Here is a 16442-nt window from a genome sequence, read left to right on the forward strand (position 1 = left end):
CTAGGAACGCTCCCCGACATTTCCCAGCAACTCGTCGCGGCAGCGCTCGACCCTGGCCCGGATGGCGGCGACCACCTCGGCCACCTCCGGCCTGCGCAGCGTCTCGTGCCGCGCGACCAGCCAGTACGAGAGCCGGACCACCACCTCGGTGGCGAGCACCCGCTCCAGGTCGGGGTGGCGGTCGGCCATGAAGCAGGGCAGCAGCCCGAGCCCCGCCCCGGCCCTGGTCGCCTCGACGTGCACGAACACATTGGTGGAGCTCACCGATTCGCGCATGGAGGGGACGACGGCGGGCGCGAGGTCGAGGTCGTCCACCTGCAGCATGGAGTCGATGAAGTAGACGAGCGGGTAGCGCTCGAGGTCGTCGACGGTGCCGGGGCGGCCGAACTCGGCCAAATAGCCGCGCGAGCCGTAGAGCCGCAGGCAGTACTCGCCGAGCCGCAGCGCCTCGGCCCGGTGCACCTGCGGCTGCCCCACCACCACCTCCAGGTCGAGCCCGGAGCGCTGCCTGGACTCGCGGCGGGTGGCGGTCACCAGCTCCACCGAGATCCCGGGATGGCGGCGCCGCACCTCGGCGACGGCGGGCGCGGCGATATAGCCGCTGAACCCGTCGGTCGAGGAGATCCGGACGACGCCCTCGAGCACCCGGTCCTGGCCGCCGCGGTCGAGCGCGCGCACCGCCGCGTGCACCGCCTCGGCGGCGCCGAGCGCCTCCCGCCCCAGGTCGGTGAGGTCCCAGCCGCCCGCGACCCGGGTGAGCACCCGGCCGCCGAGGTCGTGCTCCAGCGCGGCGATCCGGCGCGAGACGGTGGTGTGGTTGAGCCCGAGTTCCTCGGCGGCGGAGACGAAGCGGCCGGTGCGGCCGACGGCGAGCAGCACCAGCAGATCGTCGGCGCTCGGCCGCCCCCGGCCCGGATTCATGTCTGCATTCTCGCAGATGCGAGCTGCGGTTCTGGGCATTGCGGTGCACGGTTTCGCGCACGAATACTCAGGAAACCCTCAGTGTGTGCCCGGTCACAATGCGAGCTGGTCCGGGGTGAACGAAGGAGTTTCGATGAGCGTAGGCAGCGCGGCCGGCGATCCCGGCTACGCACCGAGCAACCTCCGGCGGGTGGTGGCCGCCTCGATGGCGGGCACCGTGGTCGAGTGGTACGAGTTCTTCCTCTACGGCACCGCCGCGACGCTGGTCTTCAGCAAGGTGTTCTTCCCGGCGGGCACCAGCGACCTGGACGCCATCCTCGCCGCCTTCGTCACCTACGCCGTCGGCTTCGTGGCGCGCCCGCTCGGCGGGGTGGTCTTCGGCCACTTCGGCGACAAGTACGGCCGCAAGAAGCTGCTGCAGTTCAGCCTGATCCTGGTCGGCGCGGCCACCTTCCTCATGGGCTGCCTGCCGACCTTCGGCCAGATCGGATACTGGGCACCAGCGCTGCTCGTGCTGCTCCGCTTCCTGCAGGGCTTCGCGGTCGGCGGCGAGTGGGGCGGCGCGGTGCTGCTGGTCGCGGAGCACAGCCCGAATCGGGATCGCGGCTTCTGGGCCAGCTGGCCGCAGGCGGGCGTGCCCGCAGGCAATCTGCTGGCAACCGTGGTGCTGCTCACCCTGACCAGCACGCTCTCCGACGCGGCCTTCCTCTCCTGGGGCTGGCGCGTGGCGTTCTGGCTCTCCGCGGTGGTGGTGCTGGTCGGGTACTACATCCGCACCAAGGTCACCGACGCGCCGATCTTCCTGGAGGCGCAGCAGGAGGCCGAGGAGCTGAAGGAGAGCTCGTTCAGCGCGATCGAGGTGCTCAAGCGCTACCCGCGCGGCGTCTTCACCGCCATGGGGCTGCGGTTCGGCGAGAACATCATGTACTACCTGGTGGTCACCTTCACGATCACCTACCTCAAGGTGCAGGTCGGCATGGACACCTCGGACATCCTGTGGTGGCTGCTGATCGCGCACGCGGTGCACTTCGTGGCGATTCCGCTGGTCGGGCGGGCCAGCGACCGGATCGGCAGGCGGCCGGTGTACCTGGCGGGCGCGATCCTCGGCGGCACCTGGGGCTTCTTCGCCTTCCCCATGATGAACAGCGGGCACCACAGCGTGGTGCTGCTCGCCATCGTGATCGGGCTGGTCTTCCACGCGCTCATGTACTCGGCGCAGCCCGCCATCATGGCGGAGATGTTCCCGACCCGGATGCGCTACTCCGGCGTCTCGCTGGGCTACCAGGTGACCTCGATCGTGGCCGGTTCGCTGGCGCCGATCATCGCCGTCCGGCTGCTCGACACCTTCGACTCCTCGGTGCCGATCGCCTGGTACCTGGCGGGCGCCTGCGCCATCACCGCCATCGCGGTGCTGGTGGCGCGCGAGACCAAGGGCGCCGACCTGGCGCAGATCGACGCCGCCGACGCCGCGCAGCTGGCGAGCGAGGCGAAGGCGGCGGCGGTGACCGCCCGATGAGCGCACTGGACGGGAAGACCGCGCTGGTCACCGGTGGCGCGAGCGGGATCGGCGCGGCCTGCGCCCGCGCCCTCGCCGAGCGCGGCGCGCACGTCACGGTGGCGGACCGCGACGAGACCGGGGCGAAGGAGGTGGCCGCCGAGATCGGCGGCACCGCCTGGGCGGTCGACCTGCTCGACGTCACCGCGCTGGAGACGCTGGAGCTGGAGACCGACATCCTGGTCAACAACGCCGGGGTGCAGCACGTCGCGGCCATCCCGGACTTCCCGCCGGAGCGCTTCCGGCAGCTGCTCGCGCTCATGGTGGAGGCACCGTTCCTGCTGGTCCGGGCGGCGCTGCCGCACATGTACCGGAGCGGGGGCGGGCGGATCGTCAATATCTCCTCGGTGCACGGGCTGCGGGCATCGGCGTACAAATCCGCCTACGTCACCGCCAAGCACGCGCTGGAGGGGCTCTCCAAGGTCACGGCGCTGGAGGGCGGGCCGCACGGGGTCACCAGCAACTGCGTGAACCCCGGCTACGTGCGCACCCCGCTGGTGGACCGGCAGATCGCCGACCAGGCGGCGGCGCACGGAATCCCGGAGCGGGAGGTGGTGGAGAAGGTGCTGCTCACCGAGAGCGCCATCAAGCGGCTGGTGGAGCCGGCGGAGGTCGCAACGCTGGTCTGCTGGCTGGCCTCCGCCGACGCGGGCATGGTGACCGGGGCGAGCTACACCATGGACGGCGGCTGGAGCGCCAGGTAGCTCGGCGGGGCTCAGCTGCCCAGCGCCACCAGCGCCATGCGGCGGAGCACCGGGCGGGCGCGGGCGGCGGTGGCCCGGCCCGCGCTGTGCGGGGTCGAGTTGAGCAGGCCGAAGGCGGCGTGCGCCTGCATCCGCGCGGTCTCCTCGCCGAGCCCGGGGTGCAGGGCGCAGAGCACGCCGACCCAGACCTCCACGTAGCGCCGCTGGGCCCGCCGGATCTCCCGGCGCGGCCCGGGCGGGACGGCATCCAGATCGCGGTCCTGGATCCGGATGAGCTCCGGCTCGCCCAGCGCGAAGTCGAGGTGGAAGTCGACCAGCGCGGCGAGCGCGGCGCCCGGCTCGGCGCCACCGCCCGCCACCGCCCTGCCCCCGGCGAGCAGCCGCTCGGAGACCTCGGTGAGCAGCTCGATCAGCAGCGCCTCCTTGGAGGCGAAGTGCCGGTACACCGCGGGCCCGCTGATCCCGACCGCGGCGCCGAGATCGTCCAGCCGGACCCCGGGGAAGCCGCGATCCGCGATCAGCCGCGCCCCCGCCCGCAGCAGATCGCTCCGGCGCTGCTGCTTCAGCTGCTCGCGACGGGTCGGCACGACGGGCTCGACGCTCACCACACACCTCCGGTGGACAAATTCGGTTAGTCAAGATTAACCTCAAACACAGTTAACAGCGACTAACCGACACGGAATGGAATACGTCATGACCAGCACAGTGGAGCTCGGTAACCGGGCGGCGCACGGTGCGCTCGTCGGCGAGCTGCGGGAGCGGCTGGCCGCGGCGGCCCGGGGCGGCCCGGAGAAGGCGCGGCAGCGCCACCTCGACCGGGGCAAGCTGCTCCCCCGCGACCGGGTGGACCGGCTGCTCGACCCGGGCAGCCCGTTCCTGGAGATCGCGGCGCTCGCCGCCGACGGCATGTACGGCGGCGACTGCCCGGCCGCCGGGGTGATCGCCGGCATCGGCCGGGTGTCCGGGCGGGAGTGCGTGATCGTCGCCAACGACGCGACGGTCAAGGGCGGCACCTACTACCCCATGACGGTGAAGAAGCACCTGCGCGCGCAGGAGATCGCGATGCAGAACAACCTGCCCTGTATCTACCTGGTCGACTCCGGCGGCGCGCACCTGCCGCACCAGGACGACGTCTTCCCGGACCGCGAGCACTTCGGCCGGATCTTCTACAACCAGGCCACCATGAGCGCGGCGGGCATTCCGCAGATCGCCGCGGTGCTCGGCTCCTGCACCGCGGGCGGCGCGTACGTGCCCGCCATGAGCGACGAGGCGGTGATCGTCCGCAACCAGGGCACCATCTTCCTGGGCGGGCCGCCGCTGGTGAAGGCGGCCACCGGCGAGGTGGTCACCGCCGAGGAGCTGGGCGGCGGCGAGCTGCACTCCCGGGTCTCCGGCGTCACCGACCACCTGGCCGAGGACGACGAGGACGCGCTGCGCATCGTGCGCCGGATCGTCGGCACGCTCGGCCCTGCGCCCCGATCGCCGTGGCAGGTCACCCGATCGGTGGCCCCGGCGGCGCCGGAGGACGAGCTCTACGACGTGGTCCCGGTGGATCTGCGCACCCCGTACGACGTGCGCGAGGTGATCACCCGGCTGGTCGACGCCGAGCCGGACGCCCCGGAGCACAGCAGCTTCCACGAGTTCAAGGCCGAGTACGGCAAGACCCTGGTCACCGGCTTCGCCCGGCTGCACGGCCACCCGGTCGGGATCGTGGCGAACAACGGCGTGCTCTTCGGTGAATCCGCCATGAAGGGCGCGCACTTCATCGAGCTCTGCGACAAGCGGAAGATCCCGCTGCTCTTCCTGCAGAACATCACCGGCTTCATGGTCGGCCGCGACTACGAGGCGGGCGGCATCGCCAAGCACGGCGCCAAGATGGTCACCGCGGTGGCCTGCGCCCGCGTCCCCAAGCTGACCGTGGTGATCGGCGGCTCCTACGGCGCGGGCAACTACTCCATGTGCGGGCGCGCCTACTCGCCGCGCTTCCTCTGGATGTGGCCGAACGCGCGGATCTCGGTCATGGGCGGCGAGCAGGCCGCCTCGGTGCTGGCCACGGTCCGCGGCGACCAGCTCGACGGCTCCGGCAACCCCTGGTCCGAGGCGGATCGGGAGGCGTTCAAGGCGCCGATCCGGGAGCAGTACGAAACCCAGGGCAACCCCTACTACTCGACGGCCCGGCTCTGGGACGACGGGGTGATCGACCCGGCCGACACCAGGACGGTGCTCGGCCTGGCGCTCGCGGCCTGCGCGCAGGCACCCCTCGCCCCGGTCTCCTACGGCGTCTTCCGGATGTGACGGCCATGACTTCCCTCTTCGATCCAGCCGCCATCACGGCGTTCGACACCGTCCTGGTCGCGAACCGGGGTGAGATCGCGGTGCGGGTGATCCGCACGCTGCGCGCGCTCGGGCTGCGCTCGGTGGCGGTCTACAGCGATGCCGACGCCGACGCGGCGCACGTGCACGCGGCCGACGTCGCGGTCCGGCTCGGGCCGGCACCCGCCCGCGAGAGCTACCTGGCGGTGGAGCTGGTGGTCGCCGCGGCGGTGCGCACCGGGGCCGGTGCGGTGCACCCGGGGTACGGGTTCCTCTCGGAGAACGCGGCCTTCGCGGCGGCGCTGGAGGCGGCGGGGATCGTGTTCCTCGGGCCGCCCGCGCGGGCCATCGAGGTCATGGGCGACAAGATCACCGCCAAGCGGACGGTGACGGCGTTCGACGTCCCGGTGGTGCCCGGTATCGCCGAGCCGGGGCTGACCGACGCCCAGCTGCTCGAGGCCGCGCCGGGCATCGGGTTCCCGGTGCTGGTCAAGCCCTCCGCCGGGGGCGGCGGCAAGGGGATGCGGCGGGTCGACGACCCGGCCGAGCTGCCCGCGGCGCTGGTGAGCGCGCGGCGCGAGGCCGCGGCGGCCTTCGGCGACGACACGCTCTTCCTGGAGCGCTTCGTCCGCAATCCGCGGCACATCGAGGTGCAGGTGCTCGCCGACGCGCACGGCACCGTGCTGCACCTGGGCGAGCGGGAGTGCTCGCTGCAGCGCAGGCACCAGAAGGTGATCGAGGAGGCGCCCTCGCCGCTGCTGGACGCGGCGACCAGGGAGCGGATCGGCGCCGCCGCCTGCGCCACCGCGCGCAGCGTGGACTACCGGGGTGTCGGCACGGTCGAGTTCATCGTGTCGGCGGACCGGCCGGACGAGTTCTTCTTCATGGAAATGAACACCCGGCTGCAGGTGGAGCATCCGGTGACCGAGCTGGTGACCGGGGTGGATCTGGTGGAGTGCCAGGTGCGGGTCGCCGCCGGGCAGGAGCTCGTGGTCGCGCAGGGCGATATCCGGCTCACCGGGCACGCCGTGGAGGCGCGGGTGTACGCGGAGGATCCGGGGCGGGACTTCCTGCCGACCGGCGGCAAGGTGCTGGCCGTGGCTGAGCCCGCCGGGGTGCGGGTGGATTCCGGGCTGCGCGCCGGGACCACGGTCGGGAGCGACTACGACCCCATGCTGGCCAAGGTGATCGCCTTCGCCGGCGACCGCGCCGCCGCGCTCGGCGCGCTGGATCGGGCGCTCGGCGAGACGGTGGTGCTCGGGCTGCGGACCAATGTGGAGTTCCTGCGGTTCCTGCTCGCCGACCCGGATGTGGTCGCCGGGAAGCTCGATACCGGGCTGCTGGACCGGCGGGTCGGGGATTTCGCGCCGGGACGGGTGACGGATGACGAGTTCGTCGCTGCGGCGGTCGCCGACTGGCTGCGGTTGCAGCCGGAGCCGGGGGCCGGGCCGTGGGCGCAGCCGTCCGGGTGGCGGTTGGGCGCTGCCGCACCGGTCCTGGCCCGGCTCACCGCCGACGGCGGCACCCGCGAGGTGCGGATCACCGGCACACCGGAGCGTGCGGTGGTCCGGGTGGACGACGGCCCCGAGCTGGCGCTCACCGCGTCGGCGGCGCCCCCGGGCGGCGCTGTCCCCGGTGCCGTCACCACCCTCACCCTGACCCTGGACGGCGTCCGCCACGAGTACCTGATCGCCGCCGACGGCGAGCAGTACTGGCTCGCCGGACCGACCGGCACCAGGACCCTGCGGCGCGCGGAGCACCGCGCCCTGCGCGGGGCGGGCGCGCACGAGGGCGATGCCGAGATCCGCAGCCCCATGCCGGGTTCGGTGATCGCGGTCGGCACCGCGGCCGGTACCGAGGTGGCCGCGGGCGACCCGGTGGTCGTGGTGGAGGCCATGAAGATGGAGCACACGCTCACGGCGCCGGTCGCAGGCACCGTCGAGCTCCTGGTGACGCCGGGCACCCAGGTCCGGCTGGACCAGGTGCTCGCCCGCATCACCGCGTCGACGATCGAAGGACTACCCGCATGACCGATTTCCTCGCCACCGGTGCGCTACCGGAGGACTACCGCGACCTGGCCATGACCGTGCGCGAATTCGCCCGCGCGGTGGTCGCCCCGGTCTCCGCCGAGCACGACGCCAAGTGCAGCTTCCCCTACGAGGTGGTGGCGGGGATGGCCGAGATGGGGCTGTTCGGGCTGCCCTTCCCGGAGGAGTACGGCGGCATGGGCGGCGACTACTTCGCGCTCTGCCTCGCCCTCGAGGAACTCGCCAAGGTGGACCAGAGCGTGGCCATCACGCTGGAGGCCGGGGTCTCGCTCGGCGCCATGCCGATCTACCGCTTCGGCACCGAGGAGCAGAAGCAGCGCTGGCTGCCGCAGCTGACGAGCGGCCACGCGCTCGCCGCCTTCGGGCTCACCGAGCCCGGCGCCGGCAGCGACGCGGGCGGGACCAGGACCACCGCCACCCTCGACTCCGGCGAGTGGCTGATCAACGGCTCCAAGCAGTTCATCACCAACTCCGGCACCGACATCACCCGGCTGGTCACCGTCACCGCCGTGACCGGAACGACCGGGGGCAAGAAGGAGATCTCGACCATCCTGGTGCCGACCGACACCCCCGGCTTCGTCGCCGAACCGGCCTACTCCAAGGTCGGCTGGAATGCCTCGGACACGCACCCGCTGAGTTTCACCGACGTGCGGGTGCCGGAGGAGAACCTGCTCGGCGAGCGCGGCCGCGGCTACGCCAACTTCCTGCGCATCCTGGACGAGGGGCGGATCGCCATCGCCGCGCTCGCGGTCGGCGCGGCCCAGGGCTGCGTGGACGAGAGCGTGCGGTACGCGGGCGAGCGCGACGCCTTCGGCAAGCCGATCGGGCGCAACCAGGCCATTGCCTTCAAGATCGCCAGGATGGAGGCGCGGGCGCACACCGCGCGCACCGCCTACTACGACGCGGCCGCGCTCATGCTGGCCGGGAAGCCGTTCAAGAAGCAGGCGTCGATCGCGAAGATGGTGGCCAGCGAGGCCGCCATGGACAATGCCAGGGACGCCACCCAGATCTTCGGCGGCTACGGTTTCATGAACGAGTACACGGTCGCTCGGCACTACCGGGACAGCAAGATCCTGGAGGTCGGCGAGGGTACGACGGAGGTTCAGTTGCTGCTGATCGCCAGGGAGCTCGGGCTGTGAGCGCGCCGCGCCGAATCACCCAGCGCGGGCTGTGGTTCGAGGAGTTCGAGACCGAGGTGATCTACGAGCACCGGCCGGGGCGCACGATCACCGAGGCGGACAATGTCCTGTTCACCACGCTCACCATGAACACCCAGGCGCTGCACCTGGACGCCGCCTTCGCCGAGACGCAGCCGCCGTTCAACCAGCGGCTGGTGAACTCGATGTTCACGCTGTCGACGCTGATCGGGCTCTCGATCACCCAGCTGACCCAGGGCACCCTGGTAGGCAACCTCGGCTTCTCCGAGATCGCCTTCCCCAAACCGCTCTTCCACGGCGACACGCTCTACGCCGAGACCGTGGTCACCGAGAAGCGGCTCTCCAGGAGCAGGCCGGGCGAGGGCATCGTGACGCTCGCGCACACCGGCTCCAACCAGCACGGCGATGTGGTCGTCACGGCCGTGCGGAAAACTCTCGTGCGTACCAAGGAGTCGCAGGCATGAGCGATGTGACCGGCCCCGGGTGGCTCTTCTGCCCGGCCGACCGCCCCGACCGCTACGCCAAGGCCGCCGCCGCGGCCGACGTGGTGATCCTGGACCTGGAGGACGCGGTCGCCGCCGCGGACAAGGACGCCGCCAGGGAAGCCGTGCTGAGCACCCGGCTCGACCCGGCGACCACGGTGATCCGGATCAACGGCGCCGACACCGAGCACTACGTCGCCGATCTCGGCGCGCTGCACCGCACCGAGTACCGCACCGTCATGCTGCCGAAGGCCGAATCCGCCGAGCAGCTGCGGGCGCTCGACGGCTTCTCGGTGATCGCGCTCATCGAGTCGCCGCGCGGCGCGCTCGCCTGCGAGCGGATCATGGCCGAGCCGAATGCCGTCGGGATCATGTGGGGCGCCGAGGATCTGGTGGCCGCGCTGGGCGGGCAGTCCACCCGCCGCCCGGACGGCAGCTACCGCGACCTGCCGAGGCACCTGCGCTCCACCACGCTGCTCGCGGGCAAGGCGGCGGGCAAGTTCGCGCTGGACGGGGTGTACCTGAACATCCCCGACCTGGACGGGCTGCGGGACGAGGCGCTCGACGCGGTGGCCGTCGGCTTCGACGCCAAGGTGGCCATCCACCCCAGCCAGATCCCGGTCATCCGCGGCGCCTACGCCCCCTCCGGCGAGGAGCTGGACTGGGCCCGCCGGGTGCTGGCGGAGGTGCCGAACCACCGCGGCGTCTTCCAGTTCGAGGGCCGGATGGTGGACGGACCGGTGCTGCGGCACGCCGAGCAGATCGTGCGCCGTGGCGGCGCCGCGAGCGACTGAGGAGACAGCAGTGGAACCACAGTGGGTGCCCGCCGAGCGCGATATCGCCGCCGCCCGGATCACCGATTTCGCCCGGTTCGCCGGGGTGCGGGCCGGCCGCGAGTTCGACGGATATTCGGCGCTCTGGCAGTGGTCCGTCGACGACCTGCCCGGCTTCTGGCACGCACTGTGGGACTACTTCCGGCTCGGTGCGATCGGCGGCGAGGTACTGGCGAGCCGGGAGATGCCGGGGGCGGAGTGGTTCCCCGGCACCCGGATCAACTACGTCGACCAGGTGGTGCGGGCGGTGAACCCGGAGCGCCCCGCGATCGTGCAGATCACCGAGGAGCACGAGCCGCGCGAGGTCTCCTGGGCCGAGCTGGTCGACGACACCGCCGCGCTCGCGCGCACCCTGCGCGGGCTCGGTGTCGGCCCTGGCGACCGGGTGGCCGGGTACCTGCCGAACATTCCGGAGGCCGTCGTCGCCTTCCTCGCCACCGCCAGCATCGGCGCGGTGTGGAGCGCCTGCGGCCAGGACTACTCACCCAAGGCCGCGTTGGACCGGCTCGGCCAGCTGGAGCCGGTGGTGCTGGTCGCCGCCGACGGCTACTCGTACGGCGGCAGGACGCACGACAAGCGGGAAGATCTGGCCGCGGTCCGGGCCGGGCTGCCGACGCTGCGCGGCACCGTGGTGGTGCCCCGGCTCGGCCTCCCGGTCGACGACGTGACCCCGTGGGCCGAGGCCGTCGCCGTCACCGAGGCGCAGCCGCCGGTGATCACCACCGAGCCGGTCGCCTTCGACCACCCGCTCTGGATCGTCTTCTCCTCCGGCACCACCGGGCTGCCGAAGGGCATCGTGCACGGCCACGGCGGCGTCCTGCTCGAGCATCTGAAGGCCGTTGCGCTGCACGCCGATATCGGCCCGGACGACACCTTCTTCTGGTACACCAGCCCGAGCTGGATGATGTGGAACTTCCAGGTGGCCGGGTTGCTCACCGGGGCGACGATCGTCACCTACGACGGCAGCCCCACGCACCCGGACCCGGGCGCGCTCTGGCGGATCGCCGCCGAGACCGGCACCACCGTGCTCGGCACCAGCCCCGGCTACGTGCTGGCCTGCATCAAGGACGGGCTGTTGCCGCGCACCGCCTTCGACCTGTCGGCGCTGCGCACGGTGGGGATCACCGGCTCCTCGCTGCCGCCCGCCTCCTCGGAGTGGATCGGCGCGAACGCCGGTGCGCACGTGCAGGTCTCGTCGATCAGCGGCGGCACCGACGTGGTGAGCGCCTTCGCCGGCGGCACCCGGACGGTCCCGGTCTGGCCGGGCGAGCTCTCCGCGCCGTACCTCGGGGTCGCGCTCGACGCCTTCGACCCGGACGGGAAACCGGTGCGCGACGAGGTCGGCGAGCTGGTGGTGACGGCGCCCATGCCCTCCATGCCGGTGCGGTTCTGGAACGACGCGGACGGCCACCGCTACCACGACGCCTACTTCGACACCTTCCCCGGCGTCTGGCGGCACGGCGACTGGATCACGCTGACCGGGCACGGCAGCGTGGTGGTGCACGGCCGCTCGGACTCCACGCTGAACCGGCACGGCATCCGGATGGGCAGCGCCGATATCTACCAGTCGGTGGAGCGGCTGCCGGAGATCACCGAGGCGCTGGTGATCGGCGTCGAGCAACCGGACGGTGGCTACTGGATGCCGCTCTTCGTCACCTTGGCCCCCGGCGCCGATCTCACCGACGAGCTGCGCGCCAGGATCGCGAGCACCATCCGCACCGAGGTGTCGCCGCGGCACGTGCCGGACGAGGTGATCGTGGCGCCCGGCATCCCGCACACCCGCACCGGCAAGAAGCTCGAGGTACCGATCAAGAAGCTGTTCCAGGGCGCCGAGGCGGGGCGGGTGGTCGAGCGCAGCGCGGTCGACGATCCCGAGCTGCTGGACTGGTACGCCGGGCAGCGGCCCGCCGCGCGGTGACCCGCGCGGCGGAACCGGTCGGCGCAGCGGCCGGGAACCGGGGGCCGTACCGATACCATGTCGGCATGAGTGTCGACAATCGCCGCAGCACGCGCAAGGCGGTCACCGGCGACCCGGCACCTCGGGAGATCCGGCGGCGGCCGAAGAATCGGCGCGCCCAGATCGCGGCGACCTCGGCGGCCGCCTTCGGCTCGCTGGGCTACCACGGCGTCAGCATGGAGGACATCGCCACCGCGCTCGGCATCAGCTCGGCCGCGCTGTACCGGCACTACCCCAGCAAATACGCGCTGTTCCAGGAGGAGCTGCTGCGGGTCGGCGGCGCCATGACCGAGGCGGTGCGGCTCCCGGAGGATCTCTCCGACGCGCCGCCGCGGGCTCGGCTCGAGCACGTGCTCGAGGCGCTGATCGGCATCACCATCGAGAACCGCCCGACCGTCACCCTGGTGCGCTGGGAGGGCCGCTACCTGGAGCCGGACGATCTGGCGCTGCTGAACGCGCAGCAGATGTCGGTGCTGCGCGCGCTCGGCACCCAGGTCGCCGCGCTGCGCCCCGAGCTCTCCGAGACCGACGTCCGGGTGCTCTGCGTCGCCATCCTGAGCGCCGTCACCAGCATCGCCGACCACCACGCCGCGCTGCCGGTGAAGACCATCCAGCGGCTGCTGTCCAGCGCCGCCACCGCGATCGCCGCCGTCGAGCTGCCCCCCGCGGTCGCCGCCGAGCTGCCCGCCCCGGTGGAGATCCCGGACTCGTTCAAGCACGAGCTGCTGCTGCGCAAGGCGGTCGAGCTCTTCCACGCCCGCGGCTACCCGAATGTCAGCGTCGAGGAGATCGCCACCGCGGCCGGGCTCTCCGCCGCCTCCGCGGTCTACCGCTTCTACCGGGGCAAGAGCGACCTGCTCGCCGCCGCCTTCCGGCGCGCGGCGGACCGGGTCTCCGGCGCCGTCGGCCCGGCGGTGGCGGCGAGCACGGACAGCGCGGACGCGCTGGAGACGCTGATCCGGCAGTACGTGGCGGGTTCGTTCGCCGAGCGCGCCCTCACCTTCGTCTACTACACCGAGTTCCAGCACGTGCCCGCCGAGGAGCGCACGGTGCTGCGCAATATCCAGCGGCTCAGCGTCGAGGAGTGGGCCCGGCTGGTGCGCGATGTGCGCCCCGAGCTCAGCTCGGCCGAGACCCGCTTCCTGGTGCACGCGGCCTTCGCGCAGGTGGTGGATCTGGGCCGGGCCTTCGACACCGACCCGGCGGGCTCGCCGGAGCGGGTCTGCCTGCTCATGCGGGCCATCCTCTTCGGCGCCTGACTCAGCTCTCCAGCGGGTACGAGTGGTGCTCGTGCGCGATCAGCCAGCGGCCGGGCTCCGCGCGGATTCATCGCTCGCGGGCCGGGAACATCGGGACCGCTCCCCGGGTTGCGCACCGAGGGGTATCGACGACGAGAGGATCTGTGATGAGCACCGATGTGGAGTCCCGCCCGGCCGATGCGTCCGGCACCTTCGCGCTCGGCGGCGATCTGCCGGTCAACCGGCTCGGCTACGGCGCCATGCAGCTGACCGGCGCCGGCGTCTGGGGTGATCCGCGCGATCCCGAGGAGGCGGTGCGGGTGCTGCGCCGCGCCGTCGAGCTCGGCGTGAACTTCATCGACACCGCCGACTCGTACGGGCCGTTCGTCAGCGAGCAGCTGATCCGCAGGGCGCTGCACCCGTACGCCGACGACCTGGTGATCGCCACCAAGGGCGGGCTCACCCGCTCCGGGCCGGGCGACTGGCGGCCGGTCGGCCGCCCCGAGTACCTGCGCCAGCAGACCGAGCTGAGCCTGCGCCACCTCGGCGTGGACCGGATCGACCTCTACCAGCTGCACCGGATCGACCCGAAGGTGCCGCTCGCCGACCAGCTCGGTGAGCTGGCGCTGCTCCGCGAAGAGGGCAAGATCCGGCACATCGGGGTCTCGCAGGTGAGCGTGGCGCAGCTGAAGGAGGCGCGGGAGATCGCGCCGATCGTCTCGGTGCAGAACCTGTACAACCTGGCGAACCGGGCCGACGAGGAGGTGCTGGAGTACGCCGAGGCGGAGAACATCGCCTTCATTCCCTGGTTCCCGATCGCCACCGGCGAGCTGGCCAAGCCGGGCGGGCCGCTGGACGCCATCTCCGCCGAGCACGGCGCCTCGCCCGCGCAGCTGGCGCTGGCCTGGCTGCTGCGGCGGTCGCCGGTGGTGCTGCCGATTCCGGGGACCTCGACGGTGGCGCATGTGGAGGAGAACATCGCGGCGGCGGGGATCACGCTGTCCGACAGCGAGTTCGAGACGCTCAGCAACGCCGCCTAGCGGCGGTGGCGCGCGGCTCGCGCGATGCCGTGCTCGGGCGGTGCCGGGCCCGCACCCGGCGCCGCCCCTCATGCGGCGCCGGGTCTGCGCCGGTCAGGCGCGGGATTTGCGTCGGGCAGGCGCAGGGCTTGCGCCGGTCAGGCGCGGGCGGTGTCCCGATACGCACCGTAGGAGAAGGCGGCGGCGGCCAGGAACTGCCTGCATCCGGCGCCGTGCCCGGCGTGCACCGCGAGCACGAAGCGGGCGCGGGCGGCGTCCAGCGGCGGCGGCTCGGCGGCACAGTCACGGCTCTGCATCAACCACAGTTCGCGGGTATCCGGCGCGAGTACGTCCATGGTCCACCTCCGATGTTGCTCGATGTGTGCACCCGGCGCCGTGGTGGCGCGGGAGGAGCCGGGGGGCGGCTGGATCGGACCGCGCGCGGGCTCCGGTCGAAAAGGGCGACCACCGAAAGGGTTCGGGCACAACCCCCGGCACCGGGTGCGACTTCAAGGGTGCACGTGCCGAGTACGCGCAAACCAGTCCCGAATACGGTAATAGCGAGTACTTTTCGCTTGTAAGGACCGGTTGCGGACGAGGCGGCACCTATGCTCGAAGTCGACTGGAGGGGTGAACACGTCAAGGCACTGCGCGCGGCGATGCGACGCAGCCGTTACGAGTTCGCCCGTCTGGTGGGAGTGACACCACGCACCGTGGGGTTGTGGGAGAACGGCCGCACCACGCGGATGCACGATGCGAGCAGGCGCTTGCTGGATCGGGTGCTGGCCGAGGCGGATGCCGAGGCGCGGGCCCGGTTCACGCAGGCAATCGCCGAACCGGAACCCAAGCTCGAAAGCGGGCTCGACAAGGAAGTCGAGGACGACGTGAGAAGGCGTGAACTACTGACCTACGCCGGTATCGGAATCGCCGGCCAGGCCGCGGCGCTCGTCGCCGCGGAACCCGAACGCATGCTCGCGGCGCTGGACGCGGGCTCGATCAGCGAGCGCAGGCTGCTCGTTCTCGAGGAGACCGCGACCCACCTCGGCACCCGCGCGGTGCAGGTGCCGCCGCGCGAGCTGCTGCCCGGCGCGCTGGAACAGTTCCGCATCGTGCGCGGCTGTCTGGCCGAGCGGCAGACCACGGCGGCGCAGGCCAGGCTGGTGCGCACCGCGGGCAGGCTGGCGACCGTCGTCGGCGAGATCCTCTTCAACGACGGGCATTTCGGCCAGGCGAAGATGTGGTACACCACCGCCGCGCACGCCGCGCAGGACATCGGTGACCGCTACACCGAGGACATCGCGCTGGCCGGCGCCGGCTACCTGCCCACCTACAGCGACCGCCCGGGCGACGTGCTCTCGCTGCTCGCGCCGCGGCTCGCGCAGAACCCCGATCGCGGGCCCGCCACCGCCTGGCTCTGGAGCCTGGCCGCGCGGGCGCACGCCGAGCTCGGCCAGGCCGACGACTTCGCCCGCTGCATCGACCGGGCCGCCGCGGCGCTCGCCGTGGCGAAGCCGGAGGAGATGCCGCTCGGCATCTTCTCCTTCCGGCCGGAGAAGCTCGCCTTCTACCGGGCCATCGGCTCGGCCCGGCTCGGGCTGGTCGACCAGACCGAGCGGGCCGCCTCCGAGGCGCTCGCCACCTACGACCCCTCCGAGACCATGGAGCCCGCGCTGGTGCGGTTCGAGCACGCCACCGCGCTGCTCGCCGGCGGCGAGGTCGAGGAGGCGTGTGCCGTCGCCACCGCCGCCATCACCGGCCCCAACACCTACGTCGGGCTCACCGTCGCCAAGCGGGCCCGGCGCTTCGACGCCACGCTCGGCACCCGCCGCGGTGGTGCGATCACCGAGTGGCGCGACCGCATGACCACCGCCACCGGCGACGCCCGCGCGTAGGACCGGGCCCGGGGTCGGGGCGCGCGGGCGGAAGGGGGATGTGGCCCGCGCGCCCCGCATTCGGGTGGATCAGGGGGCGTTCATGGCGGTGATGAGGGAGTTGGGGCGCAGGTCGAGCCAGTGGGTTTCGACGTAGCGCAGGCATTCGCGGCGGGCGGCGGCGCCGTGCGCGACGGTCCAGCCGCCGGGGACGGCGGCGAAGACCGGCCAGAGCGAGTGCTCGCCCTCGTCGTTGACGAGGACGTAGAACTGGGCCTCGTCGTCGTCGAAGGGGTTGTTCATCGGAGTCGACCTTCCTGCCGGGGGAACGGGGTGTCGGGGGT

At 72.2% G+C, this 16442-nt stretch carries 15 protein-coding genes; 11 read left to right on the plus strand and 4 right to left on the minus strand.

The features are described 5' to 3' along the window. Positions 1 to 921: a LysR family transcriptional regulator gene (locus tag AB0H71_RS25005; RefSeq protein ID WP_357025434.1), complete on the minus strand. Its 921-nt coding sequence runs from the start codon at positions 919 to 921 to the stop codon at positions 1 to 3. A gap of 133 nt (positions 922 to 1054) precedes the next feature. Here AB0H71_RS25005 and AB0H71_RS25010 point away from each other — a divergent pair, with 133 nt between their 5' ends. Both AB0H71_RS25010 and AB0H71_RS25015 read left to right on the plus strand, forming a co-directional pair. Next, positions 1055 to 2437, plus strand: coding sequence for an MFS transporter (locus AB0H71_RS25010; RefSeq protein WP_357025436.1), 1383 nt, complete (start codon positions 1055 to 1057; stop codon positions 2435 to 2437). Beyond that, complete coding sequence (locus tag AB0H71_RS25015; protein WP_357025439.1) at positions 2434 to 3180, plus strand: 3-hydroxybutyrate dehydrogenase; 747 nt, start codon at positions 2434 to 2436, stop codon at positions 3178 to 3180. Before AB0H71_RS25010 ends, AB0H71_RS25015 begins: the two co-directional genes overlap by 4 nt. An 11-nt stretch (positions 3181 to 3191) precedes the next feature. Here the strand turns inward: AB0H71_RS25015 and AB0H71_RS25020 are convergent, their stop codons facing one another. Beyond that, the gene (locus AB0H71_RS25020; RefSeq protein WP_357025442.1) at positions 3192 to 3788 is read right to left on the minus strand and encodes a helix-turn-helix domain-containing protein; all 597 of its coding nucleotides are present in this window, start codon (positions 3786 to 3788) and stop codon (positions 3192 to 3194) included. A gap of 85 nt (positions 3789 to 3873) precedes the next feature. Between AB0H71_RS25020 and AB0H71_RS25025 the strand changes: the two genes are divergently transcribed. The 8 genes from AB0H71_RS25025 (at position 3874) to AB0H71_RS25060 (ending at position 14248) form a co-directional block, all read left to right on the plus strand. Then, positions 3874 to 5475, plus strand: coding sequence for a carboxyl transferase domain-containing protein (locus AB0H71_RS25025; protein WP_357025444.1), 1602 nt, complete (start codon positions 3874 to 3876; stop codon positions 5473 to 5475). Between the two features lie 5 nt (positions 5476 to 5480). Further along, entirely contained in the window at positions 5481 to 7523 is a 2043-nt protein-coding gene (locus AB0H71_RS25030; RefSeq protein WP_357025447.1) for a biotin carboxylase N-terminal domain-containing protein, read from the plus strand. Next, on the plus strand, positions 7520 to 8680 hold the full coding sequence (locus tag AB0H71_RS25035; protein WP_357025450.1) for an acyl-CoA dehydrogenase family protein: 1161 nt from the start codon (positions 7520 to 7522) through the stop codon (positions 8678 to 8680). The genes AB0H71_RS25030 and AB0H71_RS25035 overlap by 4 nt, the downstream gene beginning before the upstream one ends. Further along, positions 8677 to 9162 (plus strand): MaoC family dehydratase, encoded by a 486-nt coding sequence (locus AB0H71_RS25040; RefSeq protein ID WP_357025453.1) that lies wholly within the window; start codon positions 8677 to 8679, stop codon positions 9160 to 9162. The genes AB0H71_RS25035 and AB0H71_RS25040 overlap by 4 nt, the downstream gene beginning before the upstream one ends. Next, positions 9159 to 9974, plus strand: a complete 816-nt coding sequence (locus tag AB0H71_RS25045; RefSeq protein ID WP_357025456.1) for a CoA ester lyase — start codon at positions 9159 to 9161, stop codon at positions 9972 to 9974. Before AB0H71_RS25040 ends, AB0H71_RS25045 begins: the two co-directional genes overlap by 4 nt. A 10-nt stretch (positions 9975 to 9984) precedes the next feature. Further along, positions 9985 to 11931 (plus strand): acetoacetate--CoA ligase, encoded by a 1947-nt coding sequence (locus AB0H71_RS25050; RefSeq protein WP_357025458.1) that lies wholly within the window; start codon positions 9985 to 9987, stop codon positions 11929 to 11931. A gap of 65 nt (positions 11932 to 11996) precedes the next feature. Then, the gene (locus tag AB0H71_RS25055; RefSeq protein WP_357025461.1) at positions 11997 to 13229 is read left to right on the plus strand and encodes a TetR family transcriptional regulator; all 1233 of its coding nucleotides are present in this window, start codon (positions 11997 to 11999) and stop codon (positions 13227 to 13229) included. A gap of 146 nt (positions 13230 to 13375) precedes the next feature. Then, entirely contained in the window at positions 13376 to 14248 is an 873-nt protein-coding gene (locus AB0H71_RS25060; RefSeq protein WP_357025464.1) for an aldo/keto reductase, read from the plus strand. Between the two features lie 137 nt (positions 14249 to 14385). On the opposite strand, the gene AB0H71_RS25065 is transcribed toward AB0H71_RS25060, so the two are convergent. Beyond that, positions 14386 to 14583 carry a hypothetical protein gene (locus AB0H71_RS25065; protein ID WP_357025467.1) on the minus strand — a complete coding sequence of 66 codons (198 nt, stop codon included), beginning with the start codon at positions 14581 to 14583 and terminating at the stop codon, positions 14386 to 14388. A gap of 342 nt (positions 14584 to 14925) precedes the next feature. Here AB0H71_RS25065 and AB0H71_RS25070 point away from each other — a divergent pair, with 342 nt between their 5' ends. After that, positions 14926 to 16119 carry a hypothetical protein gene (locus AB0H71_RS25070; protein WP_357025470.1) on the plus strand — a complete coding sequence of 398 codons (1194 nt, stop codon included), beginning with the start codon at positions 14926 to 14928 and terminating at the stop codon, positions 16117 to 16119. 69 nt (positions 16120 to 16188) lie between these two features. On the opposite strand, the gene AB0H71_RS25075 is transcribed toward AB0H71_RS25070, so the two are convergent. After that, complete coding sequence (locus tag AB0H71_RS25075; RefSeq protein WP_357025472.1) at positions 16189 to 16401, minus strand: MbtH family protein; 213 nt, start codon at positions 16399 to 16401, stop codon at positions 16189 to 16191. Positions 16402 to 16442: the final 41 nt, after the last annotated feature.

It is taken from the genome of Nocardia sp. NPDC050697 (assembly GCF_040654395.1).
Lineage (GTDB): Bacteria > Actinomycetota > Actinomycetes > Mycobacteriales > Mycobacteriaceae > Nocardia.

What these genes read in the sequence shown, in the direction of transcription:
- AB0H71_RS25005 (WP_357025434.1), bottom strand. Translation starts at nt 921, where the DNA reads ATGAATCCGGGCCGGGGGCGGCCGAGCGCCGACGATCTGCTGGTGCTG.
- AB0H71_RS25010 (WP_357025436.1), top strand. Translation starts at nt 1,055, where the DNA reads ATGAGCGTAGGCAGCGCGGCCGGCGATCCCGGCTACGCACCGAGCAAC.
- AB0H71_RS25015 (WP_357025439.1), top strand. Translation starts at nt 2,434, where the DNA reads ATGAGCGCACTGGACGGGAAGACCGCGCTGGTCACCGGTGGCGCGAGC.
- AB0H71_RS25025 (WP_357025444.1), top strand. Translation starts at nt 3,874, where the DNA reads ATGACCAGCACAGTGGAGCTCGGTAACCGGGCGGCGCACGGTGCGCTC.
- AB0H71_RS25030 (WP_357025447.1), top strand. Translation starts at nt 5,481, where the DNA reads ATGACTTCCCTCTTCGATCCAGCCGCCATCACGGCGTTCGACACCGTC.
- AB0H71_RS25035 (WP_357025450.1), top strand. Translation starts at nt 7,520, where the DNA reads ATGACCGATTTCCTCGCCACCGGTGCGCTACCGGAGGACTACCGCGAC.
- AB0H71_RS25045 (WP_357025456.1), top strand. Translation starts at nt 9,159, where the DNA reads ATGAGCGATGTGACCGGCCCCGGGTGGCTCTTCTGCCCGGCCGACCGC.
- AB0H71_RS25055 (WP_357025461.1), top strand. Translation starts at nt 11,997, where the DNA reads ATGAGTGTCGACAATCGCCGCAGCACGCGCAAGGCGGTCACCGGCGAC.
- AB0H71_RS25060 (WP_357025464.1), top strand. Translation starts at nt 13,376, where the DNA reads ATGAGCACCGATGTGGAGTCCCGCCCGGCCGATGCGTCCGGCACCTTC.
- AB0H71_RS25065 (WP_357025467.1), bottom strand. Translation starts at nt 14,583, where the DNA reads ATGGACGTACTCGCGCCGGATACCCGCGAACTGTGGTTGATGCAGAGC.
- AB0H71_RS25075 (WP_357025472.1), bottom strand. Translation starts at nt 16,401, where the DNA reads ATGAACAACCCCTTCGACGACGACGAGGCCCAGTTCTACGTCCTCGTC.